Genomic DNA, 26,691 nt, shown 5'->3' on the forward strand with positions numbered 1-26,691 from the left:
GATGACCCCTCCGACCACCCCCGACATCCGCCTCGTCGTCCTCGACATGGCCGGCACCACCGTCGCCGACGGCGGCCTCGTCGAGCGCGCCTTCGACACCGCCGCCCGCGAACTGGGCGTCGAGCCCGGCACCCCGGACCACGCCGAGAAACTCGCCTACGTCCGCGCCACCATGGGCGAGTCCAAGATCTCCGTCTTCCGGCACCTGTTCGGCGACGAGGACCGCGCCCGGCGGGCCAACACCGCCTTCGAGAAGGCCTACGGCGCCCTCGTCGACGACGGCCTGATCGCTCCCGTCCCCGGCGCCCGCGAGGCCGTCGGGGAACTGGCCGCCGACGGCCGCACCGTCGTCCTCACCACCGGCTTCGCCCGCGTCACCCAGGACGCCGTCCTCGATGCGCTCGGCTGGCGCGACCTGGTGCCGCTCACCCTGTGCCCCGCCGACGCGGGCGGGCGGGGACGCCCGTACCCGGACATGGTGCTGGCGGCCTTCCTGCGCACCGGCGCCGCCGACGCCGTACGGCAGGTCGCCGTCGTCGGCGACACCTCGTACGACGTGCTCAGCGGCGTACGGGCCGGTGCGGGTCTGGTCGCCGGGGTGCGCACCGGAGCCCACGGCGACGACGCCTTCCGCGAGGCGGGCGCCGGTCACGTGCTGGACTCCGTCGCCGGTCTGCCCGCCCTCCTGCGGGGAGCAGCCGGCTGATGAGCACCGCAAGCAGCGGCATCCGCTTCGACTCGGTCACCGTCGCCTACGACGGCAACGTCGTCCTGGACGCCCTCGACCTCACCGTCGGACCGGGCGAGGTCATGGCGCTGCTCGGGCCGTCCGGATCCGGCAAGACCACCGCGCTGCGGGCGGTCGCCGGGTTCGTACGGCCCGCCTCCGGGCGGGTGTTCCTCGGCGACCGCGACGTCACCGGCCTGCCCCCGTACCGGCGCGGCATCGGCATGGTCGTCCAGCAGTACGCCCTGTTCCCGCACATGCGGGTGGCGGACAACGTCGCCTTCGGACTGAAGGCCCGCAAGGTCCCCAAGGCCGAGATCCGCACCCGTGTCGCCGAGGCACTGGACATGACCGGCATGGGCGCCTACGCCCGCCGCCACCCCCGGGAACTGTCCGGCGGCCAGCAGCAGCGCGTCGCCATCGCCCGCGCGCTCGCCATCCGGCCGGACGTCCTGCTCCTCGACGAGCCGCTGTCCGCCCTCGACGCCCAGCTCCGCTCCGGCATGCTCGCCGAACTGGCCCGCCTGCACCGCGAACTGCCCGACGTGTCGATCCTGTACGTCACCCACGACCAGGTCGAGGCGCTCACCCTCGCCGACCGGATCGCCGTGATGGACAAGGCGAAGCTGCGCGCGTGCGGGACGCCGACGGAGTTGTACCGGGCGCCGGCCGACGCGTTCACGGCGTCCTTCGTGGGCGGCGCGAACCTGCTGCCGGTGACCGTCGGCACCGGGGGAGTGTCCTTCGGGGACGCGGAGATCAAGGCCGACACGGGGGGTGTCGCGCGGGGCGCGTCGGCCACCCTGTGCGTGCGCCCGCACCTCGTCGGACTCGGCGACGGCCCCAACCGGCTCACCGGCACCGTGCGGGAGATCCAGTGGCGGGGTTCCACGCACCGGCTCTACGTCGACGTGGGCGGACACCGGGTGATGGCCGACCTGCGCGAGCTCAAGGCTCCGCCGGTGCACGGGGAGTCGGTGAGCCTGCACTTCGCGCCCGAGGACGCGGTGCTGCTGCCCGCGGGGGTGAGCGCCGGTGAGGAGTAGAACGGCACCCCTGTGGGCGTTGCCCCCGGTGGCTCTGCTCGCCCTCGTCTTCCTCTACCCGCTCGCCCTCGTCGTCCAGCAGTCCTTCCGGCCGGACGCCGGCGGCACCTCGGTCCAGCCGTACGCCGACGTCCTCGCCTCGTCGGCGTTCCGCGAGGCGCTGTGGACCACCGTGTGGCTGGCGGTGGCGGCCACCGCCGGCTGCCTGGTGCTCGGCTTCGTCCTCGCACTCGTCATCGCCTTCGTACCCTTCCCCGGGGCCAAGGCGGTGGCCCGCTTCATCGACGTCTTCCTGTCCTTCCCGTCCTTCCTGATCACGCTCGCCCTGCTGTTCGTCTACGGCACGGTCGGCATGGCCAACGGCGCGTGGACCGACCTGACGGGGGCGGAGCAGGGGCCCTTCCAGTTCCTCACCACGCCCTGGGGCGTGCTCCTCGCGGAGATCACGTACTTCACGCCCTTCGTGATGCGCCCGCTGCTCGCCGCCTTCTCGCAGCTCGACACCGGGCAACTGGAGGCCGCCGGTTCGCTGGGCGCCCGTGCGCCGCGCATCGTCCGGCAGATCGTCCTCCCCGAGGCGCTGCCCGCCCTCGCGGCCGGCGGCAGCCTGGTCCTGGTGCTGTGCCTGAACGAGTTCGGCATCGTCCTGTTCACCGGCGCCAAGGGCGTCACGACCCTGCCGACCCTCGTCTACGGCAAGGCGATCCTGGAGTCCGACTACCCGGGCGCCTGTGTGGTCGCCGTCGTCAACGTCCTGATCTCCGTGGGCCTCTACGGCCTCTACCGGGTGGTGAGCCGCCGTGCTGGTGCATAGCCGGGCGGCGAGGTGGGCCGTGTGGGCCCTCTTCCTCGTCCTCTTCCTGCCCCTGTTCGCCCTCCCGCTCCTCGTGGTCCTCGGCGCCTCCTTCGCCACCCACTGGTCCGGCGTGCTGCCCTCCGGCCTCACCACCGCCCACTACGAGGCGGCCACCCGCGGCGAGGCCCTGGAGGCGCTCACCACCAGCCTGGTCACCGCCACCACCGCGAGCCTCCTCGCCCTCGCGACCGGCACCTGGGCCGCCCTCGCCGCGGCGGCGCTGAAGCAGCGGCATCGCAAGGCGCTCGACGCCCTGTTCGTACTGCCCCTCGCCGTGCCCTCGGTCGTCGTGGGCCTCGCGACCCTGGTCGCCTTCTCCCAGCCGCCGATGCTGCTCAACGGCACCCGCTGGATCGTGATCGTCGCGCACTCCGTCCTGGTCACCGCCTTCGCCCACCAGTCCGTGTCCGCCGCCCTCGCCCGCCTCGACCCGGCCTACGAGCAGGCCGCCGCGTCCCTGGGCGCCTCACCGGCGTACGTCCTGTGGCGGGTGAAGCTGCCCCTGCTGCTGCCGTCCCTGACCGCCGCCGCCGGGCTCTGCTTCGCCCTGTCCATGGGCGAGCTGAGCGCCACCATGATGCTCTACCCGCCCGACTGGACCCCGCTGCCCGTCCTGATCTACGCGGCCACCGACCGCGGCGCCCTGTTCACCGGCTCCGCCGTCGCCGTGGTCCTCATGACCGCCACCCTGCTGGTGCTGCTCGCCGTCTCCCGGATCCGCACCAGAGCCTCCTACCGCTGAACCAGCCGCCCCGACCCCGCAAGGAGTTCACCTCGCCATGCCCAGCAACGCCCTCAAGCCGCTCACCGCCCTCACCGCCGTCGCCGCCCTCGCCGTCCCGCTCACCGCCTGCTCCGGCACCTCCGCCGCCTCCGACGAGAACGTCGTCACCGTCTACAGCGCCGACGGCCTCAAGGGCGAGAACGGCGACGGCTGGTACGACCAGGTGTTCAAGGACTTCGAGAAGGAGACCGGCATCAAGGTCGAGTACGTCGAGGGCGGCTCCGGCGAGATGGTGCAGCGCACCGTCCGCGAGAAGCGCAATCCGCAGGCCGACGTCCTCGTCACCCTCCCGCCCTTCATCCAGCAGGCCGACACCAAGGGCCTGCTCCAGAAGTACGCACCCAAGGGCGCCGACCGCGTCAGCGGCGCCGACAAGGCAGCGAACGGCACCTGGACCGCCGTCGTCAACAACTACTTCGGCTTCGTCCACAACACGAAGGAGCTGGAGCAGGCCCCCACCACCTGGGAGGACCTGCTCGACCCGAAGTACCGGAACAAGCTCCAGTACTCCACCCCCGGCATCGCCGGCGACGGTACCGCCGTCCTCATCAAGGCCATGCACGACTTCGGCGGCGAGAAGCCCGCCATGGAGTACCTGGAGAAGCTCCAGGCCAACAACGTCGGCCCGTCCGCCTCCACCGGCAAGCTCGCCCCCAAGGTCGACAAGGGCGAACTCCTCGTCGCCAACGGCGACGTCCAGATGAACTACGCCCAGTCCAAGTCCATGCCGAACCTCGGCATCTGGTTCCCGGCCCGCGACGGCGGAAAGCCCACCACCTTCGCCCTGCCCTACGCGGCCGGACTCGTCACCGACGCCCCGCACACCGAGAACGGGAAGAAGCTCCTCGACCACCTGCTGAGCCAGGAGGCGCAGCGGCAGGTCAGCGAGATCGGTGGCGGCTTCGCGGCCCGTGAGGACGTCAAGGCCACCGACGCCAACGCCATCGCCCTCACCAAGCTGATGGACGGCGTGGAGGTCTTCGAGCCCGACTGGAACGACATCGAGGAGAACCTGACCTCCTACATCGACGCCTGGAAGGAAGCCACCGGAAGCTGAGACGGCCGTTCCCACAAGATCCCGCACTGTCTAGGCTGGGGCGCACGCAGGACCGCGCAGGCAGGAGACCCGCACATGGCAGACCGCAAGCCCATCGAGTCGTGGCTCACCGACATGGACGGGGTCCTCATCCACGAAGGGGTGCCGATCCCCGGCGCCGACGCCTTCATCAAGAGGCTCCGCGACTCCGGCAAGCCCTTCCTGGTCCTGACCAACAACTCGATCTACACCCCGCGCGACCTGCACGCCCGGCTGCGCCGCATGGGGCTGGAAGTGCCGATCGAGTCCATCTGGACCTCGGCGCTGGCCACCGCCCAGTTCCTGGAGGACCAGCGGCCCGGCGGCTCGGCGTACGTCATCGGCGAGGCCGGGCTGACCACGGCCCTGCACGACATCGGCTACATCCTCACCGACCACGACCCCGACTACGTGGTCCTCGGCGAGACCCGCACCTACTCCTTCGAGGCCATGACGAAGGCGGTCCGGCTGATCAACGCGGGCGCCCGCTTCATCTGCACCAACCCCGACGAGACCGGCCCGTCCGCCGAGGGGCCGCTCCCGGCGACCGGCGCGGTGGCCGCGCTGATCACCAAGGCGACCGGCAAGCAGCCGTACTTCGCGGGCAAGCCCAACCCGCTGATGATGCGCACCGGCCTCAACGCGATCGGCGCGCACTCCGAGACCAGCGCGATGATCGGCGACCGCATGGACACCGACGTGCTGGCCGGCATGGAGGCCGGGATGCAGACCTTCCTCGTCCTCACCGGCCTCACCCGGCCCGAGCAGGTCGAGGACTTCCCGTACCGCCCGTCGCAGGTGGTCGACTCGATCGCGGACCTCGTCGAACGGGTCTGAAACGCGGACCTCTCCGAGTGACCCGAACGGAGTAGTCCGGCCCCCTCGCGGGATGCGGGTACGGGACCCGCGGGGGAGCCTCCAGGTAACTGGAGGTACACGATGGGCTCACTGAAAGTCACTCTCTGTGCGGGAGCCGCGCTGGCCACCGCGCTGTGCGCACCGGCGGCCTACACCTACGCGGCGGACGGCGGCGGCGTCTCCGTGTCCCCGTCCTCGCCCGCCCCCGGCACCGACGTCACGCTCCGGGTGCCCGACTGCACCGAGAAGACGGCCGTCGCCGTGTCCGCGGCGTTCGAATCGGACGTCCGGCTCAGCCTGGCCGCCGGGGACGGTGTCCTCGTCGGCTCCAGCCAGGTCCGCACCAGCGTGCGGGCCGGTGCGTACGCCGTGCAGGTCAAGTGCGGCGACCAGGCGCACAAGGGCACCATCACCGTCCACGACGGGCGGCGCCCGTCCACCCACGCCTCACCCGTCGCCCCGGTCGACGCGGGCGGCGGCGGCACCGCGGAGCTGGCCGCGTCGGACGCCGGGGCCGGGGCGCGCGTCGATCCCCCCGGCACGGCGCACACCGTGACCGGCCTGGTGCTCGCGGGCATCGCCGCCGTCGCCGTCGCGCTGCGCAGCGTCCGCAGCCGGAGCCGCGGGACGGACTGACCATGTCCGGACAGGACGCCCGGGACACCGCCCCGGCAGCCGCACCCGGCGCCGCCGCCTCCGGTGGCCGTCTGGTGACCGGCATCGCCTGGGTGGTGCTGCTCCTCGGGCTGTGGCTGTGGGGCCGCGAGGCCACCGACGTGCGCGAGGGCGTCTCCCGGCCGGCCACCGGCGACATGGCGGCCGCCGGCCGGCCCCCCGACGTCCCGCTGCCCCCGGCCCACGCACCCCTCGGCGAGGCCCGGCCGCAGCGGCTCGAGGTGCCCGAACTCGGCATCGAGGCCCCCGTCGTCGCCCGCGGCCTCGACGCCGAGGGCGCGATCGAACCACCGCCCTTCGACCAGCCCGGCTCCGTCGGCTGGTACGCGGCCGGCGTCACCCCGGGAGCGGCCGGGACCGCCCTGATGGTCGGTCACGTCGACACCGAGACCCGGCCCGCCGTCTTCTACGAACTCAGCACCCTGGAACCCGGCGAGACGATCCGCGTGGTCCGCGACGGCGAGGGGACCGCCGAGTTCACGGTCGACGACGTCCAGGTCCTCACCCGCGACGGCTTCGACGCCCAGCAGGCCTTCGGACCCCGCGACACGAGCCGCTCCGAGCTGCGCCTCATCACCTGCGGCGGCACCTTCGACCGCGCCACCGACAGCTACACGGCCAACGTCGTCGTCTCCGCCTACCTGACCGGAACCGCCCCGTAGCACAGCCCCGGTCCCGGCGTCCGGGAACCGCGTGGGCGGCGGAGGCGTATGTCAGGATTGAGCCTCGGAACAGTGCACCCAGGGGGGTTGGATGTACGGCAGCAAGCCGGCCGGAAACATGTCCAGGAGGCGGGCTGCGTCGGCGGCGGTGCTCGGGGCGGCGGCACTGCTGCTCGCGGGCTGCTCCTCGTCCGGGGACGGTGACGGGGACGGCAAGGGCGCGGGTGCCGGGATCACGCAGCAGCCCAAGGAGGCCGACCCGTTCTGGGTCAACCCCGACGGCACCGCGGCCCGGCAGGTGGCCTCCCTCACCGAGGACGGCAAGAAGGACCAGGCCGAACAGATCCGCAGGATCGCCCAGCAGCCGACCGGCGAGTGGATCAGCCCGGAGAACCCCGAGGAGCAGGCCCGCGGCTTCACCGAGGCCGCCGACGAGGCCGGCCGCACCGCGCTGCTCGTCCTCTACAACATCCCGCACCGCGACTGCGGCCAGTACTCCGGGGGCGGCGCCGCGGACGGCAACGCCTACCGCTCCTTCGTGGACGGCGTCGCCAAGGGCATCGGCGACCGTGCCGCCACCGTCGTGCTCGAACCGGACGCCGTGCTCCACCTCGTCGACGGCTGCACCCCGCAGGAGTTCCACGAGGAGCGCTACGACCTCCTCAAGGGCGCGATCGAGAAGCTCACCGCCCTGAAGAACACCAAGGTGTACCTGGACGCGGGCAACGCCGGCTGGGGCCACCCCGACCAGATCTTCGAGCCCCTGAAGCGGGCCGGCATCGACCGGGCCGACGGCTTCGCGGTCAACGTCTCGAACTTCTACACCACCGAGGACTCCCTCGCCTACGGCAAGCAGCTCTCCGCCAAGGTGGGCGGCAAGCACTTCGTCATCGACACCAGCCGCAACGGCAACGGCCCCTACACCGAGGGCGCCCCGGACGAACGCTGGTGCAACCCCCCGGGCCGGGCCCTCGGCGAAACCCCGACGACGAAGACGTCGGACCCCCTCGTGGACGCCTACCTGTGGGTCAAGCGCCCCGGGGAGTCCGACGGCGAGTGCAAGGGCGGCCCGAAGGCGGGGGAGTGGTACCCCGAGTACGCCCTGAAACTGGCGAAAGGATAAGCGCCCCGGGGGCGCGGGGCCGTGACCTGTGCGGCTGCCGCCGCGTGCGCGCGACCAGCCACCACGTTCCCCGCGCCCGAAGGCACCACCCGCGGGAGCGCTACGGGATCCGCACCCACTCCGCCTTGGAAGGCGTCCCCTCCCCGTCCGTCACGAACAGCATGTACCACCCCGACGGAACCACGTTCTTACTGCTCGGCACCGTCACCGTCAGCTTGTCCCCGTCCGCCTCGAAGTCCAGCGCGACGGACCGCTGGTCCACGTCCGTGACGTGGGTCGACGCGCTCGGCCGGATCAGCCGCACCTTCTCGACCGTGGACGCCGCCCGCGAGGTGAACGTGCCCGACTCGCCGCGCTCGATGGTCTGCGGGCCACCCGCCAGGTCGGGACGCGAGTCCCGGTACAGATAGGGCGGCGTGTAGATCTCGATGCGCTGCTCGAACTTGCCCGGCTTGGTGTTGGCCTTGTCGGCGTAGAGCGAGTCCGAGCCGAAGAACATCAGGCGCCCGTCGGGCAGCAGGATCGAACCGGAGTGGTAGTTGCGGCCCACCAGCGGATCGGCGACCCGCTCGAAGGAGTTCGTGCCGGGGTGGTACAGCCGCGCCTGGAGGATGTTGGAGTCGCTGCGGCCCCGGTAGTCCTCCGAGCCGCCGGAGACCAGCACGCTGTCGTCCGGCAGGACCGAGGCCTGCGGGTAGCGCGTGCCCTTCTCCAGTGACGGCCCGTCCACGAACCTCGGGTCGTCCGCCTTGAGGTCGACGATCCGGGTCTTCTCGCTGGACAGCTTGGACTCGCCGACCCCGCCGCCGCCGATCACCATGTACTTCTCGTCCTGCGCCGGCGGCAGCAGCACCGTGTTCGCCGTCTCCAGCATGTTCGCGTCGCTCATGCCGGGGATCTTGGTGAACTTGTTGGTCTCCACGTCCCAGATGCCCGGGTCGCGGCCCACGTCGTCGGGGCCGTAGCCGGCGTTCGCACCCGAGTAGAAGATCTTGCCGTTCTCCATCAGGAACAGCGCCGGGTAGGTCGGGAACTGGCGGATCTTGTCGGTGTAGGTCCACTCCTTGGTCTTCGGGTCGTAGATCTCGTTCTTGCCCGGGACCAGCTGGCCGATGTCGTCGAGGCCGGAGACGCTGAGGATCTTGCCGTCGCTCAGCGTGGTGAGCGTCGGGTACCAGCGGGCCTCGTGCATCGGGTCGACCTTGATGTACTTCTCGGCGACCGGGTCGAACTCGAAGGCGTCCCGGATGCCCTGGAAGTCCTTCTTGTCGAGGGCGAGCTTCTGCGCGATGCCGTACGTGTTGCGGGCGTCGGCACCCGACAGGCCCTGGACGCGGTAGTTGTCCTCGGTGCCCGTCTCGTACTTGTGGCCGCTCTTCTGCGCCTCGACGTAGATCCGGCCGAGACCCGGGTCGTTGCGCACGAACTTCCCGGTCGCCTTGTCGAAGACCTTCTCGGCGCGGGGCACCAGGACCGGGTCCTTGGACACGAAGGTCTTGTGGTTCTCCTTGCCGGTGAACCTGGTGCCCGCCGGCAGGGTGATCGGCTTGTCCGGGTTCTCGTTGTGGACGACCATCAGGCCGCCGGCCTTGGTGACGTCGCCCTTGAGCTTCTCGTACCGCTTGGTGCCGCCCGCGATCAGCAGATTGCCGTTGGCGAGCTGCGTGTGCCCGGTGCAGAACAGGTCGGACGGTGTCGGCACCTTCTTGATGGTCCCCTTGACGGGGTCCCAGATCCGGGTGTCGTACTGCTTGGCGTCGGAGTTGTCCTGGTTGTTGCCCGACCCGGCGACCAGCAGCACCTTGCCGGTGCGCAGCAGCGCCGCGTGGATGGTGTTCTGCCGGTACTTCTCGGGAAACTCGATGATCTCCCACTTGCCGTTGGCGGCCTTGTACTCCGGCTGATTGATCTTGTACTGGTGGTATTTCTCGGTCCCGAAGCGGTAGAGCCACGGCCCGTTCATCCCGGCCAGCGCGACTACCACCGCCGTACCTATCGCGAAGCGACGGGCGCGGCGGCGGCCGGCACGGTCTTTCATTCCTTACGTCCCCCAAGTCCACCAAGGGCGATCTGCATGGTCTGGTCGTTGCCCCCGTCGGCGGAGGCGGCCCAGCCGGGCGTCTGCTGCGGCGCCTGCTGTCCGTACGGCGCCTGCTGTCCGTACGGCGTCTGCTGCTGCCCGTGGGGCGGGTACGCCGGTCCGGGCGCGGGCTGCTGCGGCGGGACCCGGGGCGCGGGCTCCGCCGCCGCGACCGGCGGTTGCTTCTTCGCCTTCCTCAACTCGTGGCGCCAGGCGAACATCGGCGACGCGGTGATCAGCAGCGCGAACGTGGCCCAGATGATCATCGCGGGGTGCGAGTGGCCGAGGACGAGGCCGGCGGCGATCGAACCGGCGAAGATCACGATGAAGTACCAGTGGTACCGGAAGGTCCCGAACAGCGTGTCCGGGCTGGCCGAGTCGCCCTTCGGGGTGACGACGAACTTGCTCTTGCGGCGCAGCACGGAGTCGATGAGCGCCTTGGCGTACAGCGGCGCCGACAGCGCCGACATGATCATGCCGGCCACGCCGCCGGAGCCCTCGGGCTCGTGCGGGGAGACGTTGTGGCGGCGGTTCCAGACGTACAGGCCGATCTGGAGCGCGGAGGCGTTGCCGTAGAGCATCAGCCAGACCGCCGGGTCGATGTTGACGCCGGATGCGCCGAGGCCCAGGAACAGACAGCAGCTCAGCGCCGCCAGGATCCAGTTCAGGGCCGACATCGGATAGAAGATGATCATCATCGTGTAGTTGAAGAGCTTGCTCGGCGGGAGCGAGTACCAGCCCTTCCAGTACTGCTTGAGGATCGTCTCGTACGTCCCGCGCGACCAGCGCATCTGCTGGGTGAAGAAGTCCGTCCAGGCGTTGGGGCCCTCGCCGACCGCGAGCACGTCCGGGGTGTAGACCGAGCGCCACTTGCGGCCGGTGGCCGGGTTCTTGTGGCGGTGCATCTCGAAGCCGGTCGCCATGTCCTCGGTGATCGAGTCGTACAGGCCGCCGATCTGCTTGAGCGCCCTGATGCGCACCGCGTTGGAGGTGCCCACGAACATCGGCCCGCCGTAGCGGTTGCCGGCGCGCTGGATCAGCGCGTGGAAGAGGAACTGCTGCGACTCGGCGGCCTTGGTGATCGGGTTGTCGTAGTTGCCGTAGACCTGCGGGCCGATGACGAAGCCGACGTCCGGGTCGCGGAAGAAGCCGAGCATCCGCTCCAGGTAGTTCGGCAGCGGCACGTGGTCGGTGTCGACGGAGGCGAAGAAGTCGTAGTCGTCGCCGTGCGCCTCGAGCCAGGCGTTGTAGTTGCCGTGCTTGGTCTTGGCGCGGTGCGGGCCCTTCTTCCGGTTCCACTTCGAGACGCCCTTGCGGGAGAAGTGGTGCACGCCCAGGCGCGCGCACACCTCCTTCACCTCCGGGTCGTCGCCCTCGTCGAGGAGCCAGACGTGCATCAGACCGCGGTGGCGGATCTTCACGGCCGCCTCCAGGGTCTTCGTCACCATTTCCAGCGGCTCCTTGCCGGGCACGAAGGAGGTGAGGAAGGCGACCCTGGTGCCGGTCTCGGGCACCACCGGGACCGGGTCGCGGGCGACCAGGGTGGCGTGCGCGTTCGACAGCACGTTCAGACAGCGGAACAGCTCGATCAGGCCGATCGCCACGAGCATCACGATGTCGAGCGCGGGCAGCCAGGAGAAGGCCGGGTAGTCGCGCTCGGTCCAGTGCTCCGGCTGGAGCAGCCACACCAGCAGCACCACCGACAGCAGCGGGGCGGCGGCCAGCATCAGGGCGACCCGGACGCGGTGCGGCTCCTGCGATATCAGCGAGCGGTACTGCACCCGGTACGGCTTGTTCGGGTCGGGCTGGGTGAGGGGGCCCGCGAGGCGGCTGTAGTGCTCGTAGTCGTACTTCGGCAGCGTCTTCTTTATCCGGCGGAACGAACCGGTGTTCCAGTTCCGGTGCCCGGGCACCCTGAGCTGGGTGGTCTCGGACGGGTCGTGGTCCCGCCCGGCGCCCGTCGGCGTCGACGTCATGAGTCATCCCCCCACACGCGGGTCATGCGTGTTTCGTCGCTTCCTTCGCCCGCTCCGGTCCCCCTCGACCTCGCGAACGCCTCAGTGGTGGGTCACGGTCACCACGGCATGCACACCATATAGACATGGAATGGCGACCCCCGGTTGCATGATGCCCCCCTCGGCATCCCCTCCGCCCCCGGCCCCCAGCCGGACCAGGGTTCTACGGCGTTCGTCATGATCGCAAGACGTCCTGGTACCGAATGCACCGAAGGCCCCTCGTGTGATACGAGAGGCCTTCGACCGTCTGTGCGCCGCCAGGGACTCGAACCCCGGACCCGCTGATTAAGAGTCAGCTGCTCTAACCAACTGAGCTAGCGGCGCCTGCTGACCTGCGCAACTCTACCCGATGCCGACCGGTGCTCCGGACCGCCGCCCGGCGCACCCGGAGCACGGGCGTCGCGGCCGGGTACATCATTCGGACCGTCAACATGCGAGTGACGACGACAGTTGTGAAACTGGCCCACATGTACCGAAGTGCGCCGCCGCGGACATTTTCACCGGGAGTGTGAGGGGAATCGCATGGAGACTCCCGTATTCGAGGAAATCGATCCCGCGAGCGATTGCGAATGTCCCGGCTGCCGTCACTGGCGGCGTGTCCTGCCGCATTCCCCGGCAGGCCGCGCGCTCGCCCATCCGGCGGCGTACCGCACGCTGGTCGTGGCCACCGCCGCCGCTTCCGCGACCGCCGTGTCCGCCCTCGGCGCGGGCCCGGCGGCGGCGCTCCCCGCGGCCGCCCACGCGCCCCACCGGCCGGGCGTTCCCGCCGGGGACGAGCCCGACACCCCGCAGGGGCCCAGGTCGCCGCTGCACGGTTCGACCGGCCGGCCCGCGGCGCCCCCGGCCGGTGCGGAACTGGCCTCCCTCACCCGCACGGAGATCCTCGACCGGGCCAGGACCTGGGTGGCCGCGAAGGTCCCGTACAGCCTGACCGCGTACTGGTCCGACGGTTACCGGCAGGACTGCTCGGGCTTCGTGTCGATGGCCTGGAAACTGCCCGCCAACGAGTGGACCGGAAGCCTCGGCACCGTCGCCGACCGCATCACCAAGGCGGAGCTCCAGCCCGGCGACATCCTGCTGTTCCACAACGCGTCCGACCCGGAGAAGGGCTCCCACGTGGTGATCTTCGGCGGCTGGACGGACGGCACGCGCACCGCCTACACCGCGTACGAGCAGACCCCGCCGCACACCCGCAAGCGGGACACGCCGTACGCCTACTGGAGCGACTCCGCCAAGTACCTGCCGTACCGCTACAAGGGGGTCGCCGCGAGCGGGACGGGCAAGGCCGGCGCCCGGGAGGAACCGGTCCCGGCCGCGGGTCCCGCCTCGCACGGGGTGGCGGGGTACCCCGGGCGCGCCATGTTCCGGCCGGGCGCCGACAACGCGTACGTCACCCGGCTCGGCAGGCAGTTGGTGAGGAAGGGGTTCGGCACGTACTACACGAGGGGACCGGGGCCGCGCTGGGGCGAGGCGGACCGGCGGGGCGTCCAGGCCTTCCAGCGCGCCCAGGGCTGGCGGGGCGGGGCGGCGGACGGCCATCCGGGCCCGGAGACCTGGCGGCGGCTCTTCTCGTGACCGGCGACCAGCAGGTGATCACCCGTTCATGACGCGTCTGGCGCGGAGGCTGGAGCACGCATGAGTACGAACACGACATCCTCGGCCGAACTCTCCACGGAGCCCTCGGCGGAACGTTCCACAGAGCCTTCGGCCGGGACCTCGGCGGCGTCCTCGGCCGGGACCTCGTGCGCGCCCTCGACCGGTGCACCGGCGGCGTCCTCGAAGGCGTCCTCGGCCGGGAGTCCGGCGGAGTCCGCCGGGGGCTGCTCCCGGGCCGTGGCCCCGGACGCCGCCGGGCCCGCGTCGCCGGAGGCCGGTCCGCGGCCCGCCCGGCTCATCCACAACGAGGCCACCACCGAGATCCCCGTCCACCTGCTGTTCCGCGACGACCCCGACCCGGCGCCGGTGCCGCTGCGGCCCGCGGTCGTCGCGCGGCGCCAGGGTCCGGGGGAGCGGCCCGGCGAGCGGCCCGCGGCCCGGCGCCGCGTCAACGCCCGCCCGCGCCCGGTGCCGTCGGTCGACCCGGAACTGACGGAACGTCCGGCGCGGGTGCTGCCCGGCGCCGCGGGGGTGGCCGCCGGTCTGTGCGGGGTGGCCGGGTGCGCGGCCACCTCCTGGTGGGCCGGTCTCGTACCTCCCCTCGCGGCCCAGGCGCTGGGCCTGCCGGCGTCCGCGGGCGCCGGGCTCGGACCCGCGCAGTGGGCGGCGTACGCGGCGGCCGGGGCGCTGGGGATGTTCGGGTTCGGCGGGCTGGCCCGGGGGCGGACCGGGCGGGCCTGGGTGCTCGGTCTCTTCGGCCGCTACCGGGGGACGGTGCGGCGCACGGGCCTGATGTGGGTGAACCCGCTGCTGCTGCGCCGCCGGGTGGACGTGCGGCTGCGGCACTGGCGCAGTGAGCCGATGCCCGCGGCCGACGGCAACGGCGTCGTGCTCAGGGCGGTGACGCTGGTGGTGTGGCGGGTGCGGGACACCGTGCGGGCCACGCTGGGCGTCGAGGACCACGAGACGTATCTGCGCGAGTGCGTGGAGGCGGCGCTGGCCCGGGTCCCGGTGGAGCCGCTCGGCACGGTCCGCAGCTCGGCGGACGTGGCCGGTGACACGCTGACCCGGCTGGTGGCGGCGGACGCGGCGCCGGTCGGCCTGGAGGTGTTCTCGGTGCGGCCGGTCCGGGTGGAGTACGCCCCCGAGGTCGCCGCCGCGATGCACCGGCGCAGGATCGCCGCGCTGGACGCGGCGCAGCGGGCCAGCGTGCTCACCTCGGTCGTGGACTCGGTGGAGGACACGGTGACCCGGCTGACCATGCGGGGGCTGGTCGAACTGGACGACTACGAGCGCAAGGTGCTGGTGAAGGACCTGACGGTGGCGTTCTGCGCGGGGCGGGGGGACACGGGGACCTGACCGGCCGGGGTGCCGGGGTGCCGGGGCGCCGCCCCGGCCCGTGCGGCCGGGCAGCGCGTTCCGTTTTTGGTATGGACATGTTCAACTACCGGCAATAATCTGAACTTGGTCTAGACCTGCACGGCTCACTGAACTTCCCCACACGTCACAGGGAGCAGCAGTATGCGCACAAGGACCAAGTTGTACGCGGCCGCGCTGGGCATGGCGACCACCGGAGCCCTCGTGCTCTCGTCCGGCGGCGCCAGCGGTCACGGCTACACCGACCTGCCCGTCAGCCGGCAGAAGGTGTGCCAGAACGGCACGGTCAGCGGGTGCGGCGCCATCCAGTGGGAGCCGCAGAGCGTCGAGGGCCCCAAGGGCTTCCCCGCCTCCGGTCCGGCCGACGGAAAGATCTGTTCCGCGGGCCACGGGACGTTCGCCGCCCTCGACAGCCCCAAGCAGCCGAACGGCCAGGCGTGGCCGACCACCCGGGTGAACGGCGGACAGAGCTACACCTTCCGCTGGCAGTTCACCGCCCGGCACGCCACGACCGACTTCAAGTACTACGTCACCAAGCCGGGCTGGAACCAGAACCACAACCTGTCCCGGTCCGACCTCAACCTCACGCCGTTCTTCACGGTGCCCTACGGCGGCAAGCAGCCCCCGGCCACCCTCTCCCACAGCGGCACGCTGCCGTCCGGGCTGAGCGGGCACCACGTGATCCTCGCGGTGTGGACGGTCCACGACACGGGCAACGCGTTCTACGCCTGCTCGGACGTCACCTTCTGACCGGGCGCCGCCCGCACGGAACGAGTGAAGGCCCCCCTCGCCGGGCGAGGGGGGCCTTCCGATGTGCGCCGCCAGGGACTCGAACCCCGGACCCGCTGATTAAGAGTCAGCTGCTCTAACCAACTGAGCTAGCGGCGCATGACTCCCGCCGTCCGCTCTCCGCGGCCGGCGACGAGGAAAATACTACCCGGTCCCGGACAGTGCTCGTGACCACCCCAGGGCCGGCTAGATCGCCATGGACAGCAGCACCGGTGCCGCGCTCCGGTTCAGCTCGTCGGCGGCCCGGCGCAGCCGGTGCGCGTGCTCGACCGGGAGCGACAGGGCCAGGCAGCCCACGGCGGTACCGGCGGTGATCGGGACGGCCGCGCAGACCGTGCCCACCGCGTACTCCTGGAGGTCCAGGACCGGCACGGTGGGCGGCTGGGACTCCAGCCGGGACAGCAGCAGCTTGTCGCTGGTGATCGTGCGCGAGGTCAGGCGGGCCATCTTGTGCCGGGCGAGGTGGTCGCGGCGGCCCGCGTGGTCCAGCTGGGTCAGCAGGCTCTTGCCCACGGCGGTCGCGTGCGCCGAGACCCGGAAGTCCACCCACTCGTTCACCTTGGGCGTGGCCGGGCTGTCGGCGTACTGGGTGACGCTGACCTCGCCGTCGACGTACCGGCTGATGTAGACGGCGGCGCCCACCGAGTCGCGCAGCCGGTCCAGGGTGCGCTGGAGCTTCTCGCGCAGCGCCTGCTCCCGGCCGTGGGCCGAGCCCAGGCGGGCCAGTGCCTCCCCGGTGACGTACGTGCCGTCGGCGGTCTGCTCGACGTAGCCCTCACGGCGCAGCATGCGCAGGAGCGGGGTCAGTCGCTCCCGGTCGAGGCCGCTGAGGCGGGCGATCTCGGTGTCGGTGACACCGGAGGTGTGCCGCGTCACCGTCTCCAGGGCGCGCAGGGCGTCCTGGGCCGAGTGGTGCGGCGCGGTCGGCTTGTGCTGCAGCGCCACGGTGGTCTCCCCCTGCGCTAGCTGATGGGCCCCTGCCCCTGTCCCTGCCTGTGCCCCCGGTCCGGACAGCGGATGACGTCCACGATAGCCGCCAAGGTGCCCGATGTGAGGGGGTGTTGGCCCGATTTCAGGGCTCCGAACTGCGGCACTGGCCCGGTGGCATATGTCACAGGAATGCCCCAACGTCCCGACCTCGGACGTTGGGGCAGTCACGGCGCGTGATTACAGGACCGCGCTGAGGAATTCCCGCGTGCGGTCGTGCTCCGGCTCGCTGAAGATCTTCTCCGGCGCGCCGGCCTCGATGACCCGGCCCGAGTCGAACATCAGGACCTGGTCCGAGATGTCCCGGGCGAAGTTCATCTCGTGGGTCACGCAGAGCATGGTGATGTCCGTGGTGCGGGCGATGTCCCGCAGCAGGTCCAGGACGCCCGCGACCAGCTCCGGGTCGAGCGCCGAGGTCACCTCGTCGAGCAGCAGCACCTTCGGGCGCATCGCCAGCGCCCGGGCGATCGCCACCCGCTGCTGCTGGCCGCCGGAGAGCTGGGCCGGCCGGGCGTCGCACTTGTCGGCCAGGCCCACCATGTCGAGCAGACCCTTGGCCCGCTCCACGGCCTCGTCCTTGGACATCCCGAGCACCGTGACCGGCGCCTCGGTGATGTTGCGCAGGACGCTCATGTTCGGGAACAGGTTGAACTGCTGGAACACCATCCCGATCTGCTTGCGGACCTCGCGCCGCTCCTTCTCGGTCGCCGGGAAGAGCTTCTGCCCGTCCACGGTGATCGTGCCCTCGTCGGGCTTGAGGAGCGTCATCAGCAGCCGCAGGATCGTCGTCTTGCCCGACCCGGACGGGCCGATCAGGGTGACGTGCTTGCCGGCGTCGACGGAGAAGTCCAGGTGGTCGAGGACGGTGTTGTCCCCGAACCGCTTGGTGACCTGCTCCAGGCGGATCAGCTCGCCGGAGCTGCGCTCGGGGCTCTTCTCGGGATTGGGGAGAGTGTCAGTGGGCAAGGCGTCGCTCCAGGGCTCGCAGGGCAAGGGAGGCCAGGTAGGAGATGACGATGAAGGCCACGCCGATCACCGTCAGGGGCTCGGTGAACTGGAAGTTCTGCTGCGAGAACAGCCGCGCCTCGCCGAGCATCTCCAGCACCGTGATCGCCATCAGCAGCGGCGTGTCCTTCAGCATGGAGATCACGTAGTTGCCGAGGGCGGGAGCCACCCGGCGGATCGCCTGCGGCAGGATGACCGCCGTCCACGTCCGCCGCATCGGCAGGTTCAGCGCCGTCGCGGCCTCCCACTGGCCGACCGGCACTCCCTCGATGCCGGCCCGGTAGACCTGCATCGTGTACGTCGAGTAGTGCAGCCCGATGGCGACCACACCGGTGGTGAGCGCCGAGAAGGTGATGTTCCACTCGGGCAGCACGTAGAACAGGAAGAACAGCTGCACCAGCAGCGGGGTGTTGCGCACGAACTCGGTGACCACACCGACCGGCCAGGTCACCCAGCGGCTCGGCACCCGCATCAGCAGCGCCCACACCAGACCGAGGCCGAAGGAGACCAGCGAGCCGAGGACCAGGATCTGCAGGGTGACCAGCAGGCCGTCCCAGAAGTGCGGCATGAAGTCGGAGACCGCGCTCCAGTCCCACTTCATCAGACAGCACCTCCCACGTTGGTCGCCTCAGGGCGCTTCAGTTCCACCTCGGGCTTGGGCGTCGGCGCCTTCCCGACGCCCGCCTTCAGCTTCTTCTCCAGACCGCGCATCACCCGCGTGAGCAGGAACGCGATCACGAAGTAGATCAGCAGGATGTACGTGTAGATCTCCGCGCTCTCCTGGAGCGCCAGGCGCACCAGGTTGCCGCTGAAGGCCAGGTCGCCCATGCCCATGATCGAGACCAGGGCGGTGCCCTTGAGCAGCTCGATCAGCAGGTTCGAGAAGGGCGGGATCATCTCCGGCACCGCCTGCGGCAGCAGGATCAGCCTCATCCGCTGCCAGGGCGTGAAGCTGAGGGCGATGCCGCCCTCCTTCTGCGCCGGGTCGACCGCGCCGAGCGCGCCGCGCACGATCTCGGAGCCGTACGCCCCGTAGGTCAGGCCGAGCGCCAGCGTGCCCGCCCACATCGGCACCAGCTGCCAGCCGAAGGCCGGTGGCAGCACGAAGAAGACCCAGAAGATCATCACCAGCGCGGAGGTCCCGCGGAACACCTCGGTGTAGACGCCCGCGAGGAAGCGGACGATCCACAGCCGGTGGCTGCGCGCGATGCCGACCACGAAGGAGACGCCCGCGGCGAGCAGGGCGCTGAAGAAGAGCAGCTGGACCGTGACCCAGACGCCCTGGAGTACGAGTTCCCACAGTCCCGAGGTCATCCGCCGCAGAGCTCCTTCGCGGTCAGATCGGTCATCTCGTTCTTGGTGAAACCGAAGGGCTTGAGGATGCGCAGCAGTTCGCCGCTCTTCTTGAGCTTCTGGAGCTCGACGTTGAAGGCGTCCCGCAGGTTGGTCTCGTCCGGGCGGAAGGCGAAACCGCCGCCGTCGACGTGCGGCTTGCCGTCGATGACCGGGGCGAACGCCTCGGTGGCCTCCGCCTTGCTTGACTTCTTCACCACCTCGCGGACCGTCAGGGCCGTACCCGCGAAGACGTCCACGCGCCCGGACTCGACGGCGTTGAGTCCGGCCACCTGGTCGGGGACGATCAGGATGTCGTCCTCCTTGTACCCGTGCTCCACCGCGTAGGCGATCTCGGCGTAGCCGGTGCCGGTCGCGAACTTGGCCTTCTTCTTGACGACGTCCTCGTAGTTGTGCAGCCCGAGCGGATTGCCCTTGCGCACGATGTACGCGTCGAGCATCTGGTAGTCCGGGTCGGAGAAGATGACCTGCTGGCACCGGTCGGGGTTGATGTACATACCGGCCGCCACGACGTCGAACTGCTGCGAGGCCAGCCCCGGGATCAGGGAGCCGAACTCCGTCGGCACCGGCTGCACCCGGTCCACTCCGAGCCGCTTGAAGATGACCTTCGCCAGCTCCGGCGCCTCACCGGTCAGCTCGCCGTTCTTGTCGATGTACCCGAAGGGGATCTCACCCGCGATGCCGAGCCGGGCGACACCCTGCGCCCGGAGCCTGCCGAGCAGATCACCGCCCTCCACGTCGGATGCGCTGGCCACCCGCGAGCAGCCGGCCGCCCCCAGTGCGCCGAGCGCCGCGACCCCCGCGAGCAGCGACCGGCGGGTGGGCCCGGCTGTCCTGGACCATTGGTCGGATATACCCCATGAAGGGGTTCTGTGTGGTGGAGCCATGGGCGCGCAGCTACCCGAAGGCGGGCGGGTTATGCCGATCTTTTTCAGTCCGATACATCGGCCCGGCGCCCTTGACCGCGGGGCCGCGGGGCACTGCCATGGAGGGCATGGCTGATCGCTACATCGAAGTCTCGCTGGTCAAGCGCGGAATCACCTGCAAGGCCCAACTGCTCGACGACCGGGCCCCGATCACCTGCGCGGCCGTCTGGGACGCGCTCCCTCTCGGCGGCGACGTGTACCACGCCAAATACGCCCGCAACGAGATCTACGCCCTCTTCCCGCCCTTCGCGACATCCGAACCACCACTGGAGAACCCGACGGTAACGCCCATTCCGGGCGACCTGTGCTATTTCGCCTTCGCGGGTGCCGAGTTGGGCACGAAGGCGTACGGCTACGACCGAGAGGTCCGCCCCGGCACCACCCTCGTCGACCTGGCCCTCTTCTACGAGCGCAACAACCTGCTCCTCAACGGCGACGTCGGCTGGGTCCCGGGCACCGTCTGGGGCCGCATCACCGAGGGCCTGGACGAGATGGCCGAGGCCTGCAACGACCTGTGGCGCACGGGAGCGGCGGGGGAGACGCTCAGCTTCCGCCGGGCGGCATAGCCGCGGGCAGCCGTGCCTCCCCCCGTGCCTGAACGGCCCGGGAGGTGCCCCCAGGGCGGCACGGGTGGGCGGTGGGGGCACCTCCCGCTCGAGCGAAGCCGAGAGCGGGGGAGGCACCCGGCCGCCGCCGGTCGGTGCCCCCTGCGCCCACCCCCACGCCGGCCGCTACCCGGCCGGCGTACCCGCACCAGCGGCATACAGCGCATGCGCGGCCCGCAGCACCAGATCGTCCCGATGCCGGGCGGCGACGATCTGCACCCCGATGGGCAGCCCGTCCCCGTCCACCCCCACCGGCACGGTGCCCGCCGGCTGCTGCGTCAGATTGAACGGATACGTGAACGGCGTCCACCCCGTCCACCGCCGGTACCCGGCCCCCTTCGGCACCTCCACCCCCGCCTCGAACGCCGTGACCGGCAACGTCGGCGTCACCAGCAGGTCGTACTCCTGATGGAACACGCCCATCCGCCGCCCCAGCTCCATCCGCACGTCCACCGCCGCCAGATAGTCCAGCGCCGAGTACCGCGCCCCCGCCGCCACGATCTCCCGCAGCCCCGGGTCCAGCAGCTCCCGCTGCCCCGCCCGCAGGTGCTGCACCACCCGCGCCGCCCCGCTGAACCACAGGGTGTGGAAGGCGTCCACCGGGTCCGTGAAGTCCGGGTCGGCCTCCGTCACGTACGCGCCGAGCCCCGCCAGCCGCTCCACCGCACGCCGCACCGCCCCGGCCACCGCGGGACGCACCGCCACCTGCCCGCCCAGCGAGGGCGAGTACGCCACCCGCAGCCCGCGCACCCCGCCCGACAGGGCCTCCGTGTACGCCCCGGGCGCCGGGCCGAGCGCCGACCAGTCCCGGGCGTCCGGGGTGCCGATGACGTCCAGCATCAGCGCCGCGTCCGCCGCGTCCCGGGTCATCGGACCGACGTGCGCGAGGGTGCCGAACGCGCTCGCCGGGTACAGCGGCACCCGGCCGTACGTCGGTTTCAGGCCGAAGATGCCGCAGAAGGACGCCGGGATGCGCACACTGCCGCCGCCGTCCGTGCCCAGCGCCAGCGGCCCCGCCCCGAGCGCCACGGCCGCCGCCGCGCCCCCGCTGGAACCGCCCGCGGTGCGGGAGGGATCGTGCGGGTTCCGCGTCACGCCGGACAGGGGCGAGTCCGTCACGCCCTTCCAGCCGAACTCCGGCGTCGTGGTCTTGCCGACGAACACCGCGCCGTGCTCGCGCAGCCGGGCGACGGACGGCGCGTCCTCGTCCCAGGGCCCGTCCGGAGAGACGGCCCGCGAGCCGCGCAGGGTCGGCTGACCGCGGGTCAGCAGGATGTCCTTCACCGTGACCGGCACCCCGTCGAGGCGCCCGCACGGCTCCCCGCGGCGCCACCGCTCCTCGGCCCGCCGGGCCTGGTCCAGCGCCTCCTCACCGGTCAGCCGGACGAAGGCGTTCACCTCCGGCTGGATCCGCTCGGCCCGGTCCAGCACCGCCCGGGTGGCCTCCACGGGGCTGAAAGAACCCTTGCGGTAGCCGTCGACGAGCTGTACGGCGGTCAGCTCGGTGAGGTCGGTCATGCGGCACCCTCCCGCGGGTCGGCGACGTCGGCGACGTCAGTGTCCGGGCACGTATCCACGCTTCTTGTCGACCACGTTGGCCAGCGGTCCGCCCGCCATCCAGCTCTCGAACAACTCCACGAACTGGGCGCCCAGTTCGTCCCGCCAGCCGATCGTGTCCCCGCTCATGTGCGGCGAGACGATCAGCCCCGGCACCTCCCACAGCGCACTGTCCGGGGCCGGCGGCTCGTGGTTCAGCACGTCCAGCGCGGCGCCCGCGATCCGGCGCGCGGTCAGCGCCTCGACCAGGTCTTCCTCGACGACCAGGGGGCCCCGCCCGATGTTCACGAACCGCGCGGAGGGCCGCATGAGCCCGAACCGCCGGGCGTCGAACATGCCGCGCGTGTCGTCGGTCAGCGGCGCCGCGGCCACCACCCAGTCGGCCCCGGCCAGCAGCCGGTCCAGTTCCCCGGTGCCGTGCACGCCGGGGCGCGCGGTGCGGCCGACCAGCGCGGTGGTGACGCCGAGCGCCTCCAGCGTGCTCGCGATCGCCCGGCCGATCGGGCCGGAGCCCACCACACAGGCGCGTGTTCCGGCCACCCGCATCGACTCGCGGTGGAGCCAGGTCCGCTCGCCCTGGAGCCGCAGCGTGGCCGGCAGGTCCTTCGCCATCGCCAGCACGAGCGCGGCGACGTACTCGGCGATCGGCTGGTCGAAGACACCGCGCGCGTTGGTCACGACCGTGTCCGACCCGGCCAGCTCCGGGCACATCAGGTGGTCCACCCCGGCGCTCGCCGTGTGCACCCAGCGCGGACGCGGCCCGCCGCCCGGCCACGCCTCGCGCACCGCGTGCGAGGTGAAGTCCCACACCAGCAGGACGTCGGCGTGCGGCAGCCGCTCGGCCAGCGTCGCCGCGTCGGCGTGCTCGACGCGGACCCGGCCGGTCAGCCGGCCCAGACGGGGGAGCGGCTCGGCGTCCAGGACGAGGAGTGTGGGCGCGGGCCCGGACGCGGGCGTGGGTGAGGGCGCGGACGTGGTCATCGGCGGGCCTGTCTCCGGTCGGCGGAAGCGGGGCGGTTCAGGAGTTGACGGGGGACTCAACCAGCTGTTGACCTGGAGGTGATGCGAGTGGATTGACCACGCTCGCACCGGAACCTACCTTCGTCAACACGGCCGTGCGTAACGGTGCGTTGCCCTCCCCTTCCTCAGTGTGAGGCCGGTGCGTGCCATGGACATCTCCTTTCTCGGCGGACCAGCTCCGCAACGCGGGGTCGGCGTGGTCGCCCCGTTCGACTTCGCACTCGATCGCGAGCTGTGGCGGTGGGTGCCCGACGACGTGTCACTGCACATGACACGGACCCCCTTCGTACCCGTCGAGGTCAGTCTGGACCTCGCCCGGATGGTCAGCGAGCACGAGACCCTCGGCGAGGCGGTCCGCACCCTCAACGCCATCGCGCCGCAGGTCGTCGCCTACGCCTGCACCTCGGGCAGCTTCGTCGGCGGCATCGCCGGGGAACGCGCCATGTGCGAGGCGATGACCTGGGCGGGCGCCGTCCCGTCCGTCACCACCTCCGGCGCACTGCTGGACGCGCTGACCGAGCTGGGCGTACGCCGGGTCGCGCTGGTGACGCCGTACACCGTGTCCGTGACCCGGGCGCTGGAGGCGTACGTCGCCGAGGCGGGCGTCACCATCTCCGGCTGCGCCTTCATGGGGCTGACCCGGCACATCTGGAAGGTCCCGTACCGCGACGTGGCCGACATGGCCCGCCAGGCCGTGCCCACGCCGGGGGCGGCGGACGCCCTGTTCATCTCCTGCACCAACCTCCCCACCTACGACGTCATCCCGCAGCTGGAGGCCGAGCTGCGGATCCCCGTGATCTCGGCCAACCAAGTGACGATGTGGGCGGCACTGCGCCGACTGGGTACCCCTGCGGTGGGGCCGTACCAGGCGCTGACCGATCCGGCCGCCCGCATCGGCCCCGCCGCGACGGCCGCCGCGGGTCCCACGGTGGTGGGACCCGCCGGTCCCGTCGACCCCGCGGTGGCGGGTCCGGTCGGACCCGCGGCGGCGGACCTGCCGGGCGTCGGTGACGTCCCGGACACCGAACAGCAGCAGGAAGGGTGGACATGACAGCACTGGGATTCCTGTACCCGGGCCACTCCGGCGAGGACGACTACCCACGCATCGAGCAGCTCCTGGGCAGCGACATCCGGGTGGACCTGGTGCACACGGACATCGGCGAGGACGCCCACCGGGTGGACGCGCTGCTCGAGATGGGCTCGCCGCGACGCCTCGAGGCGGGCGTGGCCGAGCTGCGGCTGGCCGGTGCCGACGCCGTGGTGTGGGCCTGCACCAGCGGCAGCTTCGTGCACGGCTGGGACGGCGCGCACGAACAGGTGCGCGCCCTGGCCCGGGCGGCGGGTCTGCCGGCCTCCTCCACCTCGTTCGCCTTCGTGCACGCGGCGAAGGAGATCGGGGCGCGGCGGGTCTCGATCGGCGCGACCTACCCGGACGACGTGGCGCGGCTCTTCGCGGACTTCCTCGGCGCAGCCGGCATCGGGGTGTCCGACGTCGTCAGCTCCGGCATCATCACCGCCGCGGAGGTCGGCACCTGGACGGAGGACGAGGTGCTGGCGCTGGCCCGCGCCGCCGACCGCCCGGACGCCGAGGCGGTGTTCCTGCCGGACACGGCCCTGCGCACGGTGGCCCACATCCCGGCCCTGGAGAAGGAACTGGGCAAGCCGGTCCTCACCGCCAACCAGGTCACCGTCTGGGAGGGCCTGCGCCTGGCCGACCGCCGCGTCAACGCGCCGGAGCTGGGCGCACTGTTCACCCGGGAGCCGTTGGTGCAGGTCTGAGAAGGGAGGGGAACGGCGTAGTTCGCTGTGCGAATTACCGGCTCTTTGCGCTGCTAGGCTGGCCGGGTGGTCAAGCATGATGACGGCGGTATCGGCGTGGTCGCCGCGCTGGTGCGGTCCGCGTTCCTGGTGAACGCCGTGTACGCCGAGTCCGGCCGGGAGTTCGGAGTGACGCCTCAGCAGGGGCAGTTGCTGTGCGTCCTGATGGCGCGGCCCTGCGGCATGGGGGAGCTGGGGGCCACGCTGCGGCTGGCCAAGTCGAGCCTCACCGGTCTCGTGGACCGCACGGAGCGCAACGGCCTGGTCCGGCGGGAGCCGGACCCCCGGGACACCCGTGCCGTGCGGGTCGCGCTCACCGAGCGGGGGGACGAGCTCGCGGGAGAGTTCTACGCCGAGACGTGCCGGCGGATCGAGGATCTGCCGGCCGCCCTGGACCCGGCGGACCGGGACATGCTCGCGCACCTGCTGGGCCGGATCGTGCGGGACAACAAGGTGCCCGTGGTCTTCGTCGAGGCGGACGCCTCGAACGGGCCGAGGACGCCGCGCGGAGGATAGGGCCGGGTACCCGCTTCCCGTCTGCCGGATCGACCGGAGTTGCAGTTCGTAGTACGAACTAATAGTGTTCGTGGTGCGAACTAACCTGCCGTGCTGTTCCGTTTCCGTACCTTCACCGGTCGAGCAGAAGGAAGAACCATGTCTCCGGTTCCCGAGCAAAAGGTCCTTTTCGGGTTCGGCGCGCACAGCGGCGTCGGCCAAGCGCCGGAGCTGCTGCGCATGGTCCAGCAGGCCGACCGGGACGGACTCGACACCTTCTCCCTGTCGGACCACCCCTTCTTCGGCGACCGCCTGGACGCCTACGCCGCACTCGGCTTCCTCCTCGGCGGCACCCGGAACATCGCCGGGTTCGCCAACGTCACCAACGTGCCGACCCGGCCCGCCCCCATGCTGGCGCGGACGGTCACCTCCCTGTCGGCCCTGGCCGGCGGACGCGTCGTGCTGGGCATGGGAGCGGGCGGGCTGTGGGACCGGATCTCCGACATGGGCGTGCCTCGGCTGTCACCGGCCGAGGCCGTCGAGGCCTTCGAGGAGGCGATCGTCCTGGTCAAGAAGCTGGCGGGCGGTGGCCCCCCGGTCACCCACCAGGGCCGTCACTACCGGGTGCGGGACATCGAGCCGTCCCCGGTGGCCGCGCCGCCGGTGTGGACCGGGTCGGTCGGCCGCAAGTCCCTGGCAGTCACCGGCCGGGTGGCCGACGGATGGATTCCGGGCCACGCGGCGGACTGGCTCAGCGAGCGCTACCGGACCTCACGACCGGTCATCGACGAAGCGGCGGCGTCCGTCGGCCGCGATCCCGCCGAGGTCCGCACCGTCTTCAACTTCACCGGGCGCATCACCGACCGGCCGCTGCCCGCCCCTCGCGACCAGGACGGGCGCTGGACCGGCGGGTCGGTCGAGCAGTGGGTGGAGGAGCTGACCGGCGCCGTCCTGGAGCACGACGCCTCGGGCTTCACGCTCTTCTCCGCCGACGGCGGAACCCAGGACCTCGTCTCCCTCGGCCGCTGGGCGGGCGACATCGCCCCGGCCGTGCGCGCGGCCGTCGCGAAGGAACGTGGTCGGGGCGGGGAGCAGAAGTAGAAGAACCCCGGTCCGCGTGAGCGGGACCGGGGTTCTCGTCGAGCGCTGGGCAGGCCTTGCACCTGCATTTCCCCACGGGAAGTGGGGCGTCTTTCCTTGGACCACCAACGCATCGCCCGCCGCGGGGGGTTGGCCCCGTGATCAGGCACGATGATCGTACC

Annotated in this window: 26 protein-coding genes and 2 tRNA genes; 17 read left to right on the forward strand and 11 right to left on the reverse strand. The window is 71.4% G+C overall.

Annotated elements, in window-relative coordinates; all coding sequences use genetic code 11:
• Position 1: 1 nt before the first annotated feature.
• From Sco07f_RS00820 to Sco07f_RS00860, 9 genes are all read left to right on the forward strand, one after another.
• Entirely contained in the window at positions 2-706 is a 705-nt protein-coding gene (locus Sco07f_RS00820; RefSeq protein WP_108986663.1) for an HAD family hydrolase, read from the forward strand.
• On the forward strand, positions 706-1,773 hold the full coding sequence (locus tag Sco07f_RS00825) for an ABC transporter ATP-binding protein (protein ID WP_087790814.1): 1,068 nt from the start codon (positions 706-708) through the stop codon (positions 1,771-1,773). Before Sco07f_RS00820 ends, Sco07f_RS00825 begins: the two co-directional genes overlap by 1 nt.
• Positions 1,763-2,587 (forward strand): 2-aminoethylphosphonate ABC transporter permease subunit, encoded by an 825-nt coding sequence (locus tag Sco07f_RS00830; protein WP_244941970.1) that lies wholly within the window; start codon positions 1,763-1,765, stop codon positions 2,585-2,587. The genes Sco07f_RS00825 and Sco07f_RS00830 overlap by 11 nt, the downstream gene beginning before the upstream one ends.
• Positions 2,574-3,371 (forward strand): ABC transporter permease, encoded by a 798-nt coding sequence (locus Sco07f_RS00835; protein ID WP_174855293.1) that lies wholly within the window; start codon positions 2,574-2,576, stop codon positions 3,369-3,371. The genes Sco07f_RS00830 and Sco07f_RS00835 overlap by 14 nt, the downstream gene beginning before the upstream one ends.
• A gap of 37 nt (positions 3,372-3,408) precedes the next feature.
• Positions 3,409-4,470, forward strand: coding sequence for a 2-aminoethylphosphonate ABC transporter substrate-binding protein (locus Sco07f_RS00840; protein WP_108986665.1), 1,062 nt, complete (start codon positions 3,409-3,411; stop codon positions 4,468-4,470).
• A gap of 75 nt (positions 4,471-4,545) precedes the next feature.
• Positions 4,546-5,325, forward strand: coding sequence for an HAD-IIA family hydrolase (locus tag Sco07f_RS00845; RefSeq protein ID WP_087790817.1), 780 nt, complete (start codon positions 4,546-4,548; stop codon positions 5,323-5,325).
• 102 nt (positions 5,326-5,427) lie between these two features.
• A complete protein-coding gene (locus Sco07f_RS00850) occupies positions 5,428-5,982 on the forward strand; it encodes a hypothetical protein (RefSeq protein WP_108986666.1) in 555 nt (184 codons plus the stop codon).
• Between the two features lie 2 nt (positions 5,983-5,984).
• Positions 5,985-6,683 (forward strand): class F sortase, encoded by a 699-nt coding sequence (locus Sco07f_RS00855; protein WP_108986667.1) that lies wholly within the window; start codon positions 5,985-5,987, stop codon positions 6,681-6,683.
• A 91-nt stretch (positions 6,684-6,774) separates the two neighbouring features.
• Positions 6,775-7,806 carry a glycoside hydrolase family 6 protein gene (locus tag Sco07f_RS00860; protein ID WP_007450044.1) on the forward strand — a complete coding sequence of 344 codons (1,032 nt, stop codon included), beginning with the start codon at positions 6,775-6,777 and terminating at the stop codon, positions 7,804-7,806.
• 100 nt (positions 7,807-7,906) lie between these two features.
• On the opposite strand, the gene glxA is transcribed toward Sco07f_RS00860, so the two are convergent.
• From glxA to Sco07f_RS00875, 3 genes are all read right to left on the reverse strand, one after another.
• Positions 7,907-9,844, reverse strand: coding sequence for a radical copper oxidase GlxA (glxA, locus tag Sco07f_RS00865; protein ID WP_108986668.1), 1,938 nt, complete (start codon positions 9,842-9,844; stop codon positions 7,907-7,909).
• A complete protein-coding gene (locus tag Sco07f_RS00870; RefSeq protein ID WP_087790820.1) occupies positions 9,841-11,862 on the reverse strand; it encodes a glycosyltransferase family 2 protein in 2,022 nt (673 codons plus the stop codon). The genes glxA and Sco07f_RS00870 overlap by 4 nt, the downstream gene beginning before the upstream one ends.
• A gap of 289 nt (positions 11,863-12,151) precedes the next feature.
• Positions 12,152-12,225: transfer RNA gene (locus Sco07f_RS00875), tRNA-Lys, on the reverse strand.
• A 198-nt stretch (positions 12,226-12,423) separates the two neighbouring features.
• Here Sco07f_RS00875 and Sco07f_RS00880 point away from each other — a divergent pair.
• From Sco07f_RS00880 to Sco07f_RS00890, 3 genes are all read left to right on the forward strand, one after another.
• Positions 12,424-13,476, forward strand: coding sequence for a peptidoglycan-binding protein (locus Sco07f_RS00880; RefSeq protein ID WP_108986669.1), 1,053 nt, complete (start codon positions 12,424-12,426; stop codon positions 13,474-13,476).
• A 60-nt stretch (positions 13,477-13,536) separates the two neighbouring features.
• Entirely contained in the window at positions 13,537-14,856 is a 1,320-nt protein-coding gene (locus Sco07f_RS00885; protein WP_244941971.1) for an SPFH domain-containing protein, read from the forward strand.
• Between the two features lie 162 nt (positions 14,857-15,018).
• The gene (locus Sco07f_RS00890; RefSeq protein ID WP_007449889.1) at positions 15,019-15,624 is read left to right on the forward strand and encodes a lytic polysaccharide monooxygenase auxiliary activity family 9 protein; all 606 of its coding nucleotides are present in this window, start codon (positions 15,019-15,021) and stop codon (positions 15,622-15,624) included.
• Between the two features lie 64 nt (positions 15,625-15,688).
• On the opposite strand, the gene Sco07f_RS00895 is transcribed toward Sco07f_RS00890, so the two are convergent.
• The 6 genes from Sco07f_RS00895 to ehuB all read right to left on the reverse strand — a co-directional run bounded on the left by Sco07f_RS00895 (position 15,689) and on the right by ehuB (position 19,895).
• Positions 15,689-15,762 (reverse strand) — tRNA-Lys (locus Sco07f_RS00895).
• A gap of 87 nt (positions 15,763-15,849) precedes the next feature.
• On the reverse strand, positions 15,850-16,608 hold the full coding sequence (locus tag Sco07f_RS00900; RefSeq protein ID WP_007449895.1) for an IclR family transcriptional regulator: 759 nt from the start codon (positions 16,606-16,608) through the stop codon (positions 15,850-15,852).
• A gap of 222 nt (positions 16,609-16,830) precedes the next feature.
• On the reverse strand, positions 16,831-17,616 hold the full coding sequence (ehuA, locus tag Sco07f_RS00905; RefSeq protein WP_007449894.1) for an ectoine/hydroxyectoine ABC transporter ATP-binding protein EhuA: 786 nt from the start codon (positions 17,614-17,616) through the stop codon (positions 16,831-16,833).
• A complete protein-coding gene (ehuD, locus tag Sco07f_RS00910; RefSeq protein ID WP_007449893.1) occupies positions 17,606-18,256 on the reverse strand; it encodes an ectoine/hydroxyectoine ABC transporter permease subunit EhuD in 651 nt (216 codons plus the stop codon). Before ehuD ends, ehuA begins: the two co-directional genes overlap by 11 nt.
• A complete protein-coding gene (gene ehuC / locus Sco07f_RS00915; RefSeq protein ID WP_007449892.1) occupies positions 18,256-18,969 on the reverse strand; it encodes an ectoine/hydroxyectoine ABC transporter permease subunit EhuC in 714 nt (237 codons plus the stop codon). Before ehuC ends, ehuD begins: the two co-directional genes overlap by 1 nt.
• Positions 18,966-19,895: an ectoine/hydroxyectoine ABC transporter substrate-binding protein EhuB gene (gene ehuB / locus Sco07f_RS00920; RefSeq protein ID WP_087790824.1), complete on the reverse strand. Its 930-nt coding sequence runs from the start codon at positions 19,893-19,895 to the stop codon at positions 18,966-18,968. The genes ehuC and ehuB overlap by 4 nt, the downstream gene beginning before the upstream one ends.
• A gap of 107 nt (positions 19,896-20,002) precedes the next feature.
• On the opposite strand from ehuB, the gene Sco07f_RS00925 reads away from it, so the two are divergent.
• Entirely contained in the window at positions 20,003-20,500 is a 498-nt protein-coding gene (locus Sco07f_RS00925) for a DUF3830 family protein (protein WP_167467978.1), read from the forward strand.
• Between the two features lie 165 nt (positions 20,501-20,665).
• On the opposite strand, the gene Sco07f_RS00930 is transcribed toward Sco07f_RS00925, so the two are convergent.
• Entirely contained in the window at positions 20,666-22,057 is a 1,392-nt protein-coding gene (locus Sco07f_RS00930; protein WP_108986672.1) for an amidase, read from the reverse strand.
• A gap of 36 nt (positions 22,058-22,093) precedes the next feature.
• Entirely contained in the window at positions 22,094-23,077 is a 984-nt protein-coding gene (locus tag Sco07f_RS00935) for a D-2-hydroxyacid dehydrogenase (protein ID WP_087790827.1), read from the reverse strand.
• Between the two features lie 187 nt (positions 23,078-23,264).
• Here Sco07f_RS00935 and Sco07f_RS00940 point away from each other — a divergent pair, with 187 nt between their 5' ends.
• From Sco07f_RS00940 to Sco07f_RS00955, 4 genes are all read left to right on the forward strand, one after another.
• Positions 23,265-24,167, forward strand: coding sequence for a maleate cis-trans isomerase family protein (locus Sco07f_RS00940; protein ID WP_087790828.1), 903 nt, complete (start codon positions 23,265-23,267; stop codon positions 24,165-24,167).
• On the forward strand, positions 24,164-24,895 hold the full coding sequence (locus Sco07f_RS00945; RefSeq protein ID WP_054100250.1) for a maleate cis-trans isomerase family protein: 732 nt from the start codon (positions 24,164-24,166) through the stop codon (positions 24,893-24,895). Before Sco07f_RS00940 ends, Sco07f_RS00945 begins: the two co-directional genes overlap by 4 nt.
• A 66-nt stretch (positions 24,896-24,961) precedes the next feature.
• Positions 24,962-25,450 carry a MarR family winged helix-turn-helix transcriptional regulator gene (locus tag Sco07f_RS00950; RefSeq protein ID WP_174855294.1) on the forward strand — a complete coding sequence of 163 codons (489 nt, stop codon included), beginning with the start codon at positions 24,962-24,964 and terminating at the stop codon, positions 25,448-25,450.
• Between the two features lie 138 nt (positions 25,451-25,588).
• Positions 25,589-26,530 (forward strand): LLM class flavin-dependent oxidoreductase, encoded by a 942-nt coding sequence (locus Sco07f_RS00955; protein ID WP_108986673.1) that lies wholly within the window; start codon positions 25,589-25,591, stop codon positions 26,528-26,530.
• Positions 26,531-26,691: the final 161 nt, after the last annotated feature.

It is taken from the genome of Streptomyces coelicoflavus (assembly GCF_003112555.1).
Taxonomy (GTDB): domain Bacteria; phylum Actinomycetota; class Actinomycetes; order Streptomycetales; family Streptomycetaceae; genus Streptomyces; species Streptomyces coelicoflavus.